Source organism: Furfurilactobacillus milii (genome assembly GCF_009863985.1).
Taxonomy (GTDB): domain Bacteria; phylum Bacillota; class Bacilli; order Lactobacillales; family Lactobacillaceae; genus Furfurilactobacillus; species Furfurilactobacillus milii_A.
Genome location: NZ_WEZT01000035.1, coordinates 1 through 15,347 on the forward strand (window position 1 = coordinate 1; position 15,347 = coordinate 15,347).

Sequence of the window (15,347 nt, forward strand, 5' to 3'; positions counted from 1 at the left end):
TAATCACTCCCTATATTGGTTGGAATTAGCTACTACCATTGTAAGTGATTGCTTTGGGCTTTTTAATTTCTGTTCGGATTAATTATAGAATTTGCCGTTGTAATTATAATTGACCACTGAGGTGCTGATGTTGTTGCCTTGAGCTATGCTGCCACAAATGGTGGATCGCACGTAGCGCCCACCCCAGCACCATCAGCAACCAACCAATCGTACCCAGGTGAATCGCAAATTGAATGTGGACGGGCGATAGAAGTAAGGCATCAAGACCAGCCAATAGGCCCCACAAAAAGAAGAAGACACCGGCACCAAACGGAATTTGGTAGACAAGTTTTAAGGCCATCGTTTTCAACATGATAATCCTCCATGTCATGATTAATAGTTAGCAGATTAGGCGATTAGAAAATAAAGAATAACGATGATTCCTAAGATAATTCGGTACCAGCCAAACGGTTTGAAATTGTTTGTTTTGACGTAATCGAGCAACGCCTTGATCGCAATATAGGCGGTGACAAAAGATACAACAACGCCAGTTAGCAGGATTAGGCCTTCCTCGCCGGCGAGTGTGCCACCATGCATGAAAAACTTAAGCAGTTTGAGCAGTGTGGCGCCAAACATGGTTGGAATGGCGAGAAAAAAGGAAAACTCAGTGGACGCCAAGCGTGAGGCGCCAAGAAAAATACCGCCAAGAATCGTTGCGCCAGAGCGTGAAGTTCCCGGTACGAGGGATAAGAGTTGAAAACAGCCAATTAGAAAGGCAACGCGATAAGAAATTTGCGGAACAGTTGAAATGGTGGGCGTCAGTGCGGCATTGTGGTTTTCCACGAGGATAAATAAAATACCGTACAGAATTAGTGTGATGGCGACAACAATCCAGTTCATTAAGTGAGCGTCCATCCAATCATTAAGTAATAGGCCAACGACTACGGATGGTAGAACGGCAAAGATGACCTTCCCCCAAATTTGCCAAGTGGCTTGTCTTTCGGCCAACGTTTTACGAGGGGAAAAGGGGTTCAACTTATGGAAATAGATGATCACAACGGCGAGAATTGCGCCAAGTTGAATGGTGACGTTGAACATATTAATGAATGCGGTGGACTGGTGGAACTTAATAAACTGGTCGGCTAAGATAAGGTGACCAGTTGAGCTGACCGGTAAAAATTCGGTAATGCCTTCAATAATGCCTAAAATAGCTGCTTTGATGATATCTAACACGTTGGTTCCCCCGCTTTTTGTAGTTAGTTGATTGGCAGGTGATGGATGAGGCCAATTAACTTTTAGCCACAGTATAACGGAGCAATGTAATGACTTAATGTCGGGTTTATATTGACTATGTAAACGTTTGGTAAAGGTCGGGATAACACAGTAGGTAACAAAAAAGTTTGCCTTTTTAAATTGGCAAACTTTTTTGTGTTTTTATATTCAACTTTTTGTGATGCTGTTTTTAAGCAGTAACAATTTGGCAAAATTCTACAATTTCACCATTAGGTCCCTGGATATTAAAGTATTTAATTCCGTGGTCCCAGAAGGGCAGTGATTGAACTTCGTGGTCAATCATTGTGAAACCGGCGTCTTTAGCGGCAATGAATGCTTCATCCGCGTTGCTAGTATTTGGGGAAATATGATTGATTGCACCAGGCTTCATTGGCGTTTCATCAGCTGTCCAAGTTTCAATAGTGAGGTGGTTAAGCGTCATGAAAGCAACTTGACCGTCGCCATTCTTGAATTGGCCCCGTTTAGTAAAACCGAGTGATTCCCAAAAAGCAATGGACTTAGATAAATCTGTTGTTGGAATACCCACGTGTTGAACGTCGTCGATAAAATCTGTGATTTTCATAATGATATCCTTTCAAGTTTGAGTGACTTTTGATTAAGCATTCGTTTGTTTCGGGGATGGTGTGGCGTTTTCTGCATGGCCAACATCCAGGGCTTGATGCTTTAAGTTAGGGAACACAACACGGTCCGCAATTCCCGTGATGCCGCCTTGGAAGACGAAGGCAAACAGGGTGCCAATCCCAAAATTAGTGAAGTCGCGGGTGATGGCAAACGCAATGATGGCCATGATGGTCGGTGGAATGTAAGAAGCCCACATTGCTAGGTTGGCGTTACCACGACAATATTTGAAACGAAGAATCTGCATTAAATCATCTGCTGGATGCAAAACGAGGTTGACGCGTTGGTAAATTGAAATTGCGATAGCGATGAGTGCAACGCCAAGAAAATTTAAAATGACGTAAAAGCTAATCATCCAAATGCCATGGGCCTGCGGGAGGCCAGCAAATAATTGTGGATAAACACCGTTAAAGAAATCCGCAAATAGTTGAATCAAGGCTGAGAAGGGCACCATAAAAATCAAGTTGCCGAGAGCCCGACGCCATTCCCATTTGCCCACTAAAATGGCGTTTAAGACAGTGGTCAACATTCCAAAGATAAGGAATGCCCAGAATAGATTCCAGTGAATGGCAGTCCCTAAATTCGCCTCAGCAGCCGTCCAATACGCGGAACCAAGAAAAGATGGGTGAATCTTTGACGACGTGACCAAGGTTAAGACATTTTCCGCCGAGTTAATTACCAATGAAAGAATGAAAAGGCCGATTGCAGATCCCATGGAAATGGTACGGCCATTGTTTGATTGTGTCGTCATGTTGAAAACTCCTCACTTAATATAGGACCAAAGAAACGCGTTATGCTTGTAGTTCTCGCAATGCTAATGCAAAGTTACCCAGTGTCGCTGAGCCGTTATGTTTAATGGCAGGCATGGCGATGTAATCGTCAAGATTACCAACATTAACGTAGTCGTTCAGAAGTTCACTGAACTGTTGGCGAACTTTCTTTAAAAATGTCTCGCTGACCACGCCGCCACCAAAAATGATTTTGCCGGGTCTCATAATTAGCGTGACCTGCAATGCTGCTTGGGCAACGTAATATGCCATGATGTCCCAGACATGGTCAGTTAATGGGACTTCCTTGCCAGGTTTGCCAGTCCGAGCTTCAAACGTTGGCCCAGCGACTAAACCTTCAAGACAGTCGCCGTGAAATGGGCAAATACCTTTGAAATCGAGGTCATCAGGGTGACGTTTGAGACGCACATGGCCCATTTCTGGATGGCCCATTTCACCAAGAAAGTCGCCATCAATAATGGCGCCAGCGCCAACACCAGTACCAATGGTGTAGTAAACCAACGAGTTGATTCGTTCATTGGTTAGCGTCGACATAACATACTCACCATAAGCTGAACCATTGACGTCAGTTGTCCAAAACATGGGAATGTCAAAGGCTTTTTTTAATGTGCCAATGAAGTCTGTATCTGCCCAATTAGGCTTAGGTGTATTGGTGATGTAACCGTACTTGGGATCGTTACGGCGTAGTTGAATTGGACCAAATGAGGCCACCGATAGTGCTTTAATATCGAATTGACGAAAGTAGTCAATCGTCTTTTGGAGGGTTTCCGCCGGCGTGGTTGTGGGGAAACTAACAATATCCTTCGTTCGGTAATTTTCGTCACCAACGGCACAAACAAATTTAGTACCGCCTGCTTCAACGCTACCTAATAACATAGTGATGCTTCCTTTCTGATACTCAGTAAATGTAGTTGAAATAAAAATGTGAATGATTAATTTAAAACTTGTAAGCGATTACAATGTCTAATCATAGCCACACACAGAAAGGAGAACAATCTTTATTTGAGGATATTGTTAACTTAATCACTAACCATGTTGATTGTTATACTCCCGTTGTGATGGGCTTTTAAAGGGGGTAAAGGAAATCAATTAGGCAGCTGTGAAAGCCGAAGAACGGTCAAAGCACCGAGACAAACGTTTGTCTTTGAAAGGCGAAAAATCAGTATGAAAATGGTTAATCGTTTTCATGTAGTCAAGTTAAAAACGATAGAGACAAACGTTTGTTTTAAACGCAATGAAGGTGAGCAAAACATTGAAGTAACAGGCCCGAAACAGGTGAAGACACTGCCTAGGCAAGGCTGACAACTGGGGTCAATTTGGCCTAATTTGCTTTAAAAGTGGGTTGTTTCATGACCGGAGAATTTTTACAATAACGAATGTTATGAAATTCACATACAAATCAGAAACGGGGTTTATGAAATGAAGGCACTTGTTCTTGAAGGCTTAAAAGATATGAACGTGCGTGATATCGACGCACCCAAGGTTCCAGCCAATGAAGTAAAAATCCAAATGAAATATGCGGGCATCTGTGGCACGGATACGCATCTTTACCAAGGGCTCCCAGGTTCAGCTCAAGCAACGCCACCAATCGTTTTAGGTCATGAGAATTCAGGTCAAGTGGTCGAAGTTGGTGCTGACGTCACGACAATTAAAGTTGGCGATCGGGTGACAATTGACCCCAACATTTACTGTGGTCATTGTCGTTACTGTCGTGAAGGCCGTCCTCAATTGTGTGAGAACTTGTCAGCCGTTGGTGTAACACGGAATGGTGGACTTGCGGAGTTTGTTACTGCCCCAGAATCTGTCGTTTACCCAATTCCTGATGAACTGTCTTTTAAAGCGGCTGCTTTAACCGAACCAGTTAGTTGTGCTGTGCATGGGGTGAAATTACTGGATTTAGATCCTGCCCAACATGTGTTAATTATTGGTGATGGTTTTATCGCCCAACTGTTTACAGCGATGATTAAGTCATTGGGTGTGACGCATGTTGACGTTAGTGGTCACAATGATCAAAAACGTGACCTGATGAAACGTTTGGGTGCTGAGAACGTTTATAACAACGGCACCGAAACTGTTCCTTCTGGTTATGACGTGGTCGTTGAAGTTGTTGGCGCACCTGCGACTCAAGCTGCCGCGGTTGACGCTGCAGGTAAGGGTGGTCAGGTCTTGATGTTTGGGGTTGCTAACCCAGATCAAACTTTCGCACTGAACTCTTATGACATTTTCCAAAAAGAACTGACAATTAAAGGTTCCTTCATCAACCCATACGCTTTTGAAGATTCACTGGCATTTTTGGCAGGTCATCAGGAATTAGTTGAATCATTAATTTCAGATGAATTAACGTTTGACCAAGTTGCTGATTTTCTTGGTGGCAAGTTTGATCACAAAGTCAACAAAGCCATCGTCAACGTTAGCGAAAGTGTTAAATAGTTAAGCAATATTTTCCCGGAATCAAATTTTTGTTGTATGCAAAAAGCACGCGTTCTCCTCACTTTTTAGTGAGGGAACGCGTGCTTTTACTTGCTACAGAATCTATTTAATTAGCGATGATCCGAATCTGCGTTTAAGGTTAATTGCATTTCTACAAATGGATACTGACCACCATTTGTGGCTTGCCTTTTCCTTGGCCCGTTAATGATGGTTCCAGTCCGAGACCAACTTCAACAATCGAACACTAAAAGTTTTGGTGTAACGTGACTGGTAACCGTTGGGTCGTAATTGGCGCAGTCGGTGTCGCAATTCGGTTGAGCAAAGTTGTTACAGCGGCGTGACCAATGGCATACGTCGACTGTTGGACGGCAACCAGATCCACATCGAGGTAATCAAACCAACTGAGGTAGTCAAATGTGCCCAACTTAAAAGTAGCAAGTTTTCCCTGTTGCTTGAGCAATTTCATGACTTGGCTGAGGATAACACTGTCAGCAACTATCAGGCTATCGATTTTTTCCTGTTGTAGGAGTTCGTTGAGCGCTTTAGCCGTGGCAGCAGGCGTATAGTCCGTTTGACGGGTGAGGTTACGTTTGGCTGGCAAACCATTATCCGTGAGCGCTTGTTGGTAACCATTGAGACGCTCGATTGCTGAAAACGCGACCTGACTACCAATAAAACCAATCCGTTTGCCACCGGCGTCAATCAAGCGCTGAGTCAGATCACGAGCGGCGGCCGGATTATCTGTTAACACAGCATCATAGTGATGAATGCTATCTGCATTGGGCACTCGGTCCACGAAAACAGTGGGTGTGGTTTGCGTTAGCTTATCGTAGTTATCAATCCCACCAGTACTGGCAATAATTAAACCGTCAACCATCTGACCGGTTAGCGCATTCAAAAAACGCGTTTCTTTTGCAGCTTGTTCATCTGTATTAAACAACACCATGCGTTTACCAGACAGGGCCAATTCGTCGCCGATACCGCGAAGAAGCTCCGTGAAGTAGGGATTAAGAATATTACTGACAATGATACCGATCGTGTCCGTTTGTTGATTACGAATACTTTGCGCCAACGTATTTGGCTGAAAGTTCATGTCTTCTGCAATTTGATGAATTCGTGCCCGTGTGGCAGGTGTCACGCGGGGACTATCCCTCAGGGCGCGAGAAACCGTTGACGGTGCCATCCCGACACGTTTGGCAACATCTGCTAACGTTACGTGTTTTGCCATGTTAACTTCCTCCGTTTGCAACAAAAGATACTCATCATTGTGAATGATTAAACTAATTTTAGCATATTCGTTTATTTTCAATAAGCCGGATTAGTGGTGTAACAACAATTGCCATTCTAACCACAGCCACAGGCCAAATAAAACTAGCACATAGATAGCACATGCCCAGAAGGCAATGATAATAAACGTGTTGATAATAAACATTCGGACAACCAACAACCCTAAGGCTAAAACTGCAGCAATGACCAAGAGTCGTTGAATGCCGTCCAGATGTTGACGAAGTTCTTGTTGAGACAAACTGACCAATCCTTCCTCTTTTCTTGCATTTTACACGCTGAACACGTTAGGGTGGTAAGTAACATCAATTAATTAATGAATTTAGGCAAGTAAATTTGTAAAACTAGAGAAAAAGGGTGAATAACCGTGTTCTTATCGATGAGCCACTTAAACAAGACATACTCCGGTAATAAGGTCGCCGTTGAAGATTTTAACTTGGAAATTGAAAAAGGCGAGTTTATCTGTTTTATCGGGACTTCTGGATCCGGCAAAACAACGACTATGAGAATGATTAACCGAATGTTAAACCAAACGTCCGGTACGATTCAAATTGAGGGACAGGATATTTCTAAAATGAATCCGGTCCAATTGCGGCGTCGGATTGGCTATGTAATCCAAAATATTGGTTTGCTGCCACACATGACGATTCGTGACAACATTACGTTGGTGCCCCGCCTCTTGAAATGGCCTGAGGACAAACGTAATCAACGCGCTAAAGAAATGATTGAGATGGTTGAACTGCCAGACAGTTTCCTAGACCGTTATCCGGCTGAATTGTCCGGTGGTCAGCAACAAAGAATCGGTGTGGCCCGTGCACTGGCCGCGGATCAGGATATTATCCTGATGGATGAAGCCTTTAGTGCACTGGACCCCGTGACCCGTGAAATGTTGCAAGACCTCGTGAAAAATTTGCAGCAACAGTCTGGCAAGACCTTTGTGTTCGTCACTCATGACATGGATGAAGCCTTAAAGTTGGCAACACGCATTGTGGTGATGTCCCACGGGAAAATGGTTCAGGTGGCTACGCCGGAAGAAATTTTACGACACCCGGCTAACGACTTCGTTGAAGAGCTGATTGGCCGTGAACGCCTTATTCAGGCTAAGCCAAGTATCACCACTGTTGGCCAGGTGATGTTAAAAACACCGGTTGCGATGGTTTCATCGGCCACTTTGGTGCAGGCATTGAAGCTAATGCACGATCGGCGAGTTGATACGCTACTGGTGACGGATAAAGAGAATCATTTGCGCGGCTTCGTTGATATTGAGACCCTAAACGACAACTACTCACCAACCAAACAGTTGGGGGATATTTTTAACGAACGCATTTTCTATGTAAATGAGAATGCGGTCATTCGTGATACCGTGGATCGTATCTTGAAGCACGGTTACAAAAACGTGCCTGTTGTGGACGACGATGGCAAGCTGGTCGGTATCGTGACGCGTGCCGCGTTGGTGGACATCGTGTATGACGCATTGTTTGTCGATGATAAGTTGGATAGTACAGGCAATGATGATCAGGAGACGACGGGGATGACTCAACCGAGCGCTGAAAGTGCCACGAGTCAAACAGCTGAGTCTTCTCAAAGCCAGCAAGCCAGTGCGGAATCTGCTAGTACAGCAACATCTGATGAGACAAAGGTGGGTGATTAATGATGATCACCTTCCTACAAAATTTTGGTGGCCAATTAATCTTCAAAACGTGGCAGCACTTGTATATTTCAGGAATTTCCTTGTTTCTTGGCGTAATCGTGGCGATTCCGCTTGGCGTTTTGTTGACACGATTTAAAAAGATTGCCGGGATTGTTATTGGGTTAGCCAGTGTCTTACAAACGGTCCCAGCGATGGCCCTACTAGCATTGATGATTCCACTGTTTGGTATTGGCGCTAAACCAGCTATTATTGCGTTATTTATCTATTCGTTGTTACCGATTTTAAGAAATACGTACTTAGGATTAGAAGATGTGAATCCCAGCGTCTTAGACGCCGCTAAGGGGATGGGCATGAGCGAACTTGAGTCCATTCGAATGGTTGAGTTACCGCTGGCAGCACCGGTGATTATGGCCGGTGTCCGTTTGTCAGGCACTTACGTCATTGCATGGGCAACGTTAGCTTCCTATATCGGTGCAGGCGGCCTTGGGGACTTTATCTTCAACGGTTTGAACTTGTACCGGGGTGACCTGATTCTTGGTGGTTCAATTCCCGTTATTATTTTGGCGCTAGTTGTGGATTATTTGTTGGGTCTGCTAGAAAAGGCTCTGACACCGCGGGTTATCGGCGATGAAGGGGGTCAAAGCTAATGCGACATTTACAACGAAAAGTTTGGTCATTGGTCATTGTTGCACTAGCCGGTGTGATGCTTTTGAGTGGCTGTGGTTTTCCTGGTCTCAACAACTCGTCAACAGGAACCGTTCGGATTGCTTCCATGTCGACGACGGAATCACAGATCATGGCAGAAATGTTAAAGGATCTGATTGAGCATGACACGAATTATAAAGCAACGATCGTTTCCAATTTAGGTTCAGGTAATGTTACCTTCAACGCGCAAAAGCGTAATGACGCGGATTTATCTGCGGTGCGTTATACGGGAACGGATTTAGAGTCGATCATGGGTAAAAAGATTGACCGCTCTCGCACGCAGGCCCAAACGGATGCTTACGTTCACCAATACTTTAAAAAGCATTATCACATGACGTACTTCCCGAGCTATGGATTTGCGGATACTTATGCGTGGATGGTGACGAAAGATTATGCCAAAAAGAATCATGTGAATACAGTTAGCGACCTAAAGTCACACGCTAGTCAGATGAAAGTGGGGATCGATCCGATTTGGGAGAATCGTCATGGCGACGGTTACGCCGATTTCAAACGGACTTATGGGTTCTCGTTTGGCGATTTGTATCCCATGCAGATTGGTTTGGTTTATGAAGCACTGTCACAAGGCCGGATGGATGCTGTGCTAGGCTATTCTACAGATGGGCGAATTAAGAGTTATAACTTAAAGGTTTTAAAGGACAATAAGAATTTCTTCCCGCCCTATAACTGTAGCGTTGTGGCCAACGATGCTGCCTTGAAGAAGTATCCTCAACTGAAAAAGACACTGCGTAAACTGAGCGGCAAAATTAGTTTGAACACGATGCAGAAGTTGAATTACGAAGTGGATAATAATCTTGAGGAACCTGCGACGGTTGCCCAACGTTACTTGCATCAACATAATTATTTTGAAGGGGGTCGGTAATATGAGTCAGCTAAATATATGGCAACAATTACTGTATTATTTTCAGCATAATGGCTTATATGTTTTGAGTCAGTTTAACCGACACTTCCTTATTTCGATTTATGGTGTGTTGTTTGCTGCAATCGTTGGCATTCCGATTGGCATCTTGATTGCCCGCAACCGTCATTTGAGTGGCTGGGTAATCGGAATTGCCAATGTTATTCAAACAATTCCGTCACTGGCAATGCTGTCGGTGTTGATGCTTGGCCTTGGTCTTGGCGTAAATACCGTTATCGTGACGGTGTTTTTGTATGCGTTATTGCCAATTATCAAAAACACGTATACCGGGATGTTAAACGTTAATCCAGATGTTCTGGATGCCGGCAAAGGGATGGGAATGACCCGTCTTGAAGTGCTACGTTACATTGAACTGCCGCTTTCATTGTCTGTTATTATGGCAGGCATTCGAAACGCTTTAGTGTTGGCAATCGGGATTACTGCCATTGGTTCGTTTGTTGGCGCTGGTGGTCTTGGTGATATCATTATCAGGGGCACGAATGCCACAAATGGTGGTGCAATCATTTTAGCGGGCGCGTTACCAACCGCCTTAATGGCCATTGTTTCCGACGCAGTGTTGGGTTGGCTACAAAAGTTATTTGATCCTTCGGCACGTCGCAATCATGCGCAGGGTGCAGAAGAATAGACAGTATTCGTAACCTCAATAATTAGGCGCGCCATTACTTTAATGAGCGTGCATTACGCTTACGGTTGTCAACATTGATACACTCGCCGTGGGACCGGTTCGATCCCGCAGTTCACGGTCTTTCACCTCGCCGTAAAGCCTCGTGAAAAGCCGAGTCTTCACGACAGTCCGTTGTGTAAATTCGAGAGAGCCATTTGAATTAACACAACTTTCACGGCTCGGTATCAATGTTGACGCCCTCCAGCTAACAAAGTGACGGGTTTACGTGCAAAATATGTAAATGAAAATTTGTAGAATTTTAACTCTTGTAGTAGTGGAGCTGACTGGAAACAGAGTTCTGTGTCGGCAACACTTGGCGGCGAGAATTTGGCCGCTTAGTGTTGCGGGATGACTTATGAGACGTGGTTTGACGGCTCATAATCAAGGGTGAAAACCGCGTTTTGTGCGGGTTGAACCCGGTCCCATGGAACGGCGTTTCCGGTCAGTGTAACGGATGCTAAACATCATGATCTATTCAGGATTTTCAGTTTATGAGGATTGTTCTTTAAATTGAGTGCTAGGCGTTGTTGTTCACTGAAGTAGTTGACGACAGCGCCTTTTATTGAAAAAGGTGACAGTAAATGCGTGATTATAAACAAACACAACGTGTAATTCAGGACTTGCTGGATGATCAGATTGTACCCGGGGTCAGTTACGCGTTGATCGATGGCTCAGAAGTGTGCCAAAAGGTGAAGGGTGATGCCCAGTGGTGGCCTGAACATGAACCGTTAAAACCGGGGATACTGTACGATTTGGCCTCGTTGACTAAGGTAGTTGGTACCACGACGGCATTATTACAATTAGTTGAGCAAGGTCAGCTTAGTGTCGATGATAAATTGGCCCAGTTCGTTCCTGAATGGCATGATAACCGCGTTTCGTTACGAGATCTGCTGACACATATATCGGCGATTGCGGGATACATTCCGCATCGCAATGAGTTGCCAGCTGATCAGCTTAAACGAGCGTTGCTACAGCTACCAGTTGGTGACACGTTTGAACAGCGCGAACATTATACCGATATTGGTCTGATTTTTATCGGGTATGTGTTGGAAGCCGTTTATCATCAACCAGTGCAACAGATTATTGAGGAACACGTTTTGAAACCGCTGAAAATGAGTGCGGCGACATTTACACCGGATCCGTCAAACAGTGTGCCAACCGAATTGACTCAACAGGGGCTGATTCGCGGACGTGTTCATGATCCGAAAGCCGCTATTTTAGGTAAGCATTGCGGATCTGCTGGGTTGTTTGCATCATTAGCTGATATGACAACTTTTGCCCAGTGGTTTTTAAGTGATCGTGACGACGTTTTGACTGCCAAGACGCGTGACTTGTTGCGGACAGATCAAACACCATCGCACGACTTAGGCCGTTCATTAGGGTGGAATTTATTAGCGAGTTCGGATAACACACATTTGGTCAGTTTTCACACGGGATTTACTGGCACCATCATCATTTTGGATCGGGTTACGAAACAGGGGCTAGTGTTATTGACAAATCGAGTGCATCCAAGCCAAAAAAATCACCGCTTTATTGAGTGGCGACCGTCGCTATACCGGACCTTTTTAGACGAAGTTGCTGGTGGTTAAAATAACGACCGACATACTGTGCTAAACTGAAAGAAGTGTATAAGCCCAACTGTGGGTTAAATCCAAATTAATTACAATTAGGGGTGTGTTTGATGACTGAACCAATGTTTATGATTCCAGTGTTCCATGAAAAAATTTGGGGTGGCACTGGTCTTCACGATCGCTTTAACTATGATATTCCAACGGACCACACCGGTGAAGCGTGGGCCATTTCCGCTCATCCACATGGTCCCGCAACGGTTGTAAATGGTGAATTCAAAGGTGAATCATTGGACACGATTTGGGCTCAGCATCGCGAAGTGTTTGGCAACGCTAAGGGTGATGTGTTCCCATTATTGACAAAAATTTTGGATGCGCACGAGGATCTGTCAGTGCAAGTTCACCCAGACGACGCTTACGCGGAAGAACATGAGCATGAACTTGGTAAAACTGAGTGTTGGTACGTGATTGCCGCAGAACCAGGTGCCAAACTTTATTACGGGCACCATGCACAAACTCGTGAACAACTCGCTGACTGGATCAATAATGACCAGTGGGACAAGTTGTTTCGCACGGTACCAGTGAAGGCCGGCGATTTCTTCTATGTTCCTAGTGGCACGATCCATGCGCTTGGCGCTGGGATCATGGTGCTTGAAACACAGCAAAGTTCGGACACAACATACCGTGTTTACGATTGGGATCGGACGGACGCTAAGGGTCGCAAACGACCATTACACAAGCAACAAAGTATCGATGTGACCACGGTACCGCATGTTGATCCAAAGCTTGATATTACAAAAACAACAGTAGGCAAGGCCACAATCACAAAGTTTGTTGCCTCTGAATTCTTTGCGGTTTATGAATGGCGGACAAACGGTGGGGAAGCCCACTTTAGTCGCGGCAAGGCGCCTTATACCTTGGCATCTGTACTTGATGGCCGTGGTGAACTGATTGTCCCCGGTGAGCAGCCATATACCCTGGTTAAGGGAATGCACTTCATTATTCCATTTGGCATCAAAGAATGGACCGTTAAAGGTGATGTACAAATCATTGCCAGCGAACCCGGCGCTAAAGCTTAGTGTCACAATTGCTGTCACCGTAAACGTTGTGGGGATGTCGATATTGACATTCGGAAGCGGCATTAATTGAACAGTTAAGAAGTCAACCAGACCTGTTACTAACATGTAGCAGGTCTTTTTGTGTATTCATCAGTCAAACGTAAAAGCTAATTTTGCCAAGCAAACATATTCGAAAAACAGCGGTTTTGGTGATTAGTGACGTGAACTAAATTAAATCAATCGAACTTACCAATTGAAATAAAGAAATTAATGTTTGCATTGAAAATGTAGTTATCATTGATGGCTGTCATTTTTGAAAATGCGTAGGCTACATAGTGAATCTGATATTTAAGCAGGTTCAGTGAGACTGACAAAGGGACAAGAAGGTGACAATTATGCCAAGTTCGGCACTTAATCAACTTATGATGATGTATGAACGAATGAAGCAGCTCGTGGAACATGACACGTTAACAGATGACGTCGCGGCGCAATATCAGCATCAGCTCGCCGGCGTTGTAATTGACGATGACGTGGCCCCTGCTGAGCAGCAATTCCTGAAGGGACTGCAGAATAATATTTCCGCGATGCTGGCGGCTGTCGGTCACCATAGCATTTTTCTGACAATCATTAATGATGATGGGTCTTTTTCACCGTTTGAGATTAATGTCACAGATATGATTCATCTGCGTGAGACGGACTTAGATTTATATAATCGATTGCAAGACGATGCGTTTATTTATCAAACGCAGCATTTAGACGGACCGGCAGCATTAGCTTTGTTCCAACGGGCACCGTGGTCGGCAGGCTCACAGTAAGGGGGCATCTGTATGGCACAACAACAACTGGCGCGTAATCTGCGCAATCGCCAAATTCAGTTGATTGCAATTGGTGGCACCATCGGCACTGGCCTGTTCTTAGGATCTGGCCGTGCCATCCACTTGGCGGGACCGTCAATTCTCCTGAGTTATATGTTAACGGGGGTAGTCACGTTTATCATCATGCGTGCGCTAGGCGAAGTGCTTCTTTCTGATGAACGATTTAATTCATTTGTCGATTTTATTCGCCAGTATTTAGGAGAGACGGCTGGCTTTATTGCTGGGTGGACATACTGGCTATGTTGGCTAGTGACGGCGATGGTCGAACTGACTGCTGTTGGGCTTTACTTTCGATTCTGGTGGCCTTCGCTGCCTCAATGGTTACCAGGGCTCGTATTGCTACTGGTTTTGCTGGGGCTGAACCTAATCACAGTTCGGTTGTTCGGTGAAACGGAATTTTGGTTTGCGTTGATTAAGGTGGCGGCCATCATTCTATTGATTATCATTGGTACGGTCATGATTGTCATGCATGTCAAAACGGCTAACGGGGTCGTTGGTTTGCAGAATCTGGTCAGTCATGGTGGGCTGATGCCAAACGGCTGGCGTGGCTTTGTGACCGCGTTGCCAATGGTCGTCTTCAGTTTTGCCGGCATTGAATTAATCGGTCTCACCGCTGCCGAAACGAAAGACCCTCGGAAGATTCTCCCCAAGGCAATCAATGAACTGCCAGTAAGAATCATTTTGTTTTACGTCGGTGCACTATTCATTATCATGACGATCATTCCGTGGACGGTGGCTAATGCGAACCAAAGTCCGTTTGTTCAAGTATTTGCCGCTGCTAGAATACCGGCCGCTGCCAGCATTATTAATTTTGTGGTTATCACTGCGGCAGCATCGGCTTGTAACAGTGCGCTATTTTCGACTGGCCGGATGCTTTATACCTTGACGAATCGCTATCATGGTCGAGGAATTGCTAAGCTGGGCCGTTTATCTAAGACGCAGGTGCCTGGCAACGCGCTGACGTTTTCAGCAGGTATTATCATGATTGCGTTGATTTTAAATGGCATCATTCCAAACCAAATCTTTACGATTTTAGCAACGATGTCGACTACTTGTTTCTTGTTTGTTTGGGTCATGATTATTGTGGCTCATTTACGATACCGGCAGAAGGTAGGTGTCGGTGACGGGACGTTTTTGACGCCCTTAACACCTGTAAGTGACTATTTTGTACTGGGCTTTTTGGCATTTGTTGTTATTGTGATGTTATTTAATGCGTTAACAATTGTGTCAGTCTTCGTTGTCGGCGGTTGGCTGGTTTTGCTGTTTGTCATCAAACGAACAAAGACGGACATTATTCAACGGACGAAATAGCACGCAATTTAATCAACAATACCGGTTTATGAATGGGAGGAAATCAACATGGCATTTGTTCAATTAAAGGATCACAAATCACGTTACGGTAGATTGTAAAATTAATCCGAACGCTGTTCGGACAAAAAAGATCAGCTTCCTTTAAAATGGTGTTTACCACAAACCCATCTTTTAGGAGCTGATCTT

The 15,347-nt window shown here is 44.7% G+C and carries 16 protein-coding genes; 9 read left to right on the top strand and 7 right to left on the bottom strand.

Annotated elements, in window-relative coordinates; translation table 11 throughout:
• Nucleotides 1–103: 103 nt before the first annotated feature.
• From GB992_RS10820 to scrK, 5 genes are all read right to left on the bottom strand, one after another.
• On the bottom strand, nucleotides 104–352 hold the full coding sequence (locus GB992_RS10820; RefSeq protein ID WP_161002445.1) for a hypothetical protein: 249 nt from the start codon (nucleotides 350–352) through the stop codon (nucleotides 104–106).
• A gap of 35 nt (nucleotides 353–387) precedes the next feature.
• The gene (locus GB992_RS10825) at nucleotides 388–1,212 is read right to left on the bottom strand and encodes an undecaprenyl-diphosphate phosphatase (RefSeq protein WP_161002446.1); all 825 of its coding nucleotides are present in this window, start codon (nucleotides 1,210–1,212) and stop codon (nucleotides 388–390) included.
• A gap of 229 nt (nucleotides 1,213–1,441) precedes the next feature.
• Nucleotides 1,442–1,834: a VOC family protein gene (locus GB992_RS10830; protein WP_161002447.1), complete on the bottom strand. Its 393-nt coding sequence runs from the start codon at nucleotides 1,832–1,834 to the stop codon at nucleotides 1,442–1,444.
• 33 nt (nucleotides 1,835–1,867) lie between these two features.
• Nucleotides 1,868–2,641: a DUF6198 family protein gene (locus tag GB992_RS10835; RefSeq protein WP_161002448.1), complete on the bottom strand. Its 774-nt coding sequence runs from the start codon at nucleotides 2,639–2,641 to the stop codon at nucleotides 1,868–1,870.
• Between the two features lie 40 nt (nucleotides 2,642–2,681).
• The gene (gene scrK, locus GB992_RS10840) at nucleotides 2,682–3,554 is read right to left on the bottom strand and encodes a fructokinase ScrK (RefSeq protein WP_161002449.1); all 873 of its coding nucleotides are present in this window, start codon (nucleotides 3,552–3,554) and stop codon (nucleotides 2,682–2,684) included.
• Between the two features lie 543 nt (nucleotides 3,555–4,097).
• Here scrK and GB992_RS10845 point away from each other — a divergent pair.
• A complete protein-coding gene (locus tag GB992_RS10845; RefSeq protein ID WP_161002450.1) occupies nucleotides 4,098–5,108 on the top strand; it encodes a zinc-dependent alcohol dehydrogenase family protein in 1,011 nt (336 codons plus the stop codon).
• A gap of 244 nt (nucleotides 5,109–5,352) precedes the next feature.
• Here GB992_RS10845 and GB992_RS10850 read toward each other — a convergent pair whose 3' ends face one another.
• Nucleotides 5,353–6,336: a LacI family DNA-binding transcriptional regulator gene (locus GB992_RS10850; protein ID WP_161002451.1), complete on the bottom strand. Its 984-nt coding sequence runs from the start codon at nucleotides 6,334–6,336 to the stop codon at nucleotides 5,353–5,355.
• Between the two features lie 90 nt (nucleotides 6,337–6,426).
• Complete coding sequence (locus tag GB992_RS10855; protein ID WP_161002452.1) at nucleotides 6,427–6,633, bottom strand: hypothetical protein; 207 nt, start codon at nucleotides 6,631–6,633, stop codon at nucleotides 6,427–6,429.
• A 138-nt stretch (nucleotides 6,634–6,771) separates the two neighbouring features.
• Here GB992_RS10855 and GB992_RS10860 point away from each other — a divergent pair, with 138 nt between their 5' ends.
• From GB992_RS10860 to GB992_RS10895, 8 genes are all read left to right on the top strand, one after another.
• On the top strand, nucleotides 6,772–8,043 hold the full coding sequence (locus GB992_RS10860; protein ID WP_162855692.1) for a betaine/proline/choline family ABC transporter ATP-binding protein: 1,272 nt from the start codon (nucleotides 6,772–6,774) through the stop codon (nucleotides 8,041–8,043).
• Between the two features lie 2 nt (nucleotides 8,044–8,045).
• Complete coding sequence (locus GB992_RS10865; protein WP_161002460.1) at nucleotides 8,046–8,690, top strand: ABC transporter permease; 645 nt, start codon at nucleotides 8,046–8,048, stop codon at nucleotides 8,688–8,690.
• A complete protein-coding gene (locus GB992_RS10870) occupies nucleotides 8,690–9,628 on the top strand; it encodes an osmoprotectant ABC transporter substrate-binding protein (RefSeq protein ID WP_161002454.1) in 939 nt (312 codons plus the stop codon). The genes GB992_RS10865 and GB992_RS10870 overlap by 1 nt, the downstream gene beginning before the upstream one ends.
• Before the next feature lies 1 nt (nucleotide 9,629).
• Nucleotides 9,630–10,310, top strand: coding sequence for an ABC transporter permease (locus tag GB992_RS10875; RefSeq protein ID WP_161002455.1), 681 nt, complete (start codon nucleotides 9,630–9,632; stop codon nucleotides 10,308–10,310).
• Between the two features lie 620 nt (nucleotides 10,311–10,930).
• Entirely contained in the window at nucleotides 10,931–11,938 is a 1,008-nt protein-coding gene (locus GB992_RS10880; RefSeq protein WP_161002456.1) for a serine hydrolase domain-containing protein, read from the top strand.
• A 92-nt stretch (nucleotides 11,939–12,030) separates the two neighbouring features.
• The gene (gene manA / locus GB992_RS10885) at nucleotides 12,031–12,996 is read left to right on the top strand and encodes a mannose-6-phosphate isomerase, class I (protein WP_161002457.1); all 966 of its coding nucleotides are present in this window, start codon (nucleotides 12,031–12,033) and stop codon (nucleotides 12,994–12,996) included.
• Nucleotides 12,997–13,370: 374 nt separating this feature from the next.
• A complete protein-coding gene (locus GB992_RS10890; protein WP_161002458.1) occupies nucleotides 13,371–13,790 on the top strand; it encodes a hypothetical protein in 420 nt (139 codons plus the stop codon).
• Nucleotides 13,791–13,802: 12 nt separating this feature from the next.
• Entirely contained in the window at nucleotides 13,803–15,161 is a 1,359-nt protein-coding gene (locus GB992_RS10895; RefSeq protein WP_161002459.1) for an amino acid permease, read from the top strand.
• The last annotated feature ends 186 nt before the right edge of the window (nucleotides 15,162–15,347 follow it).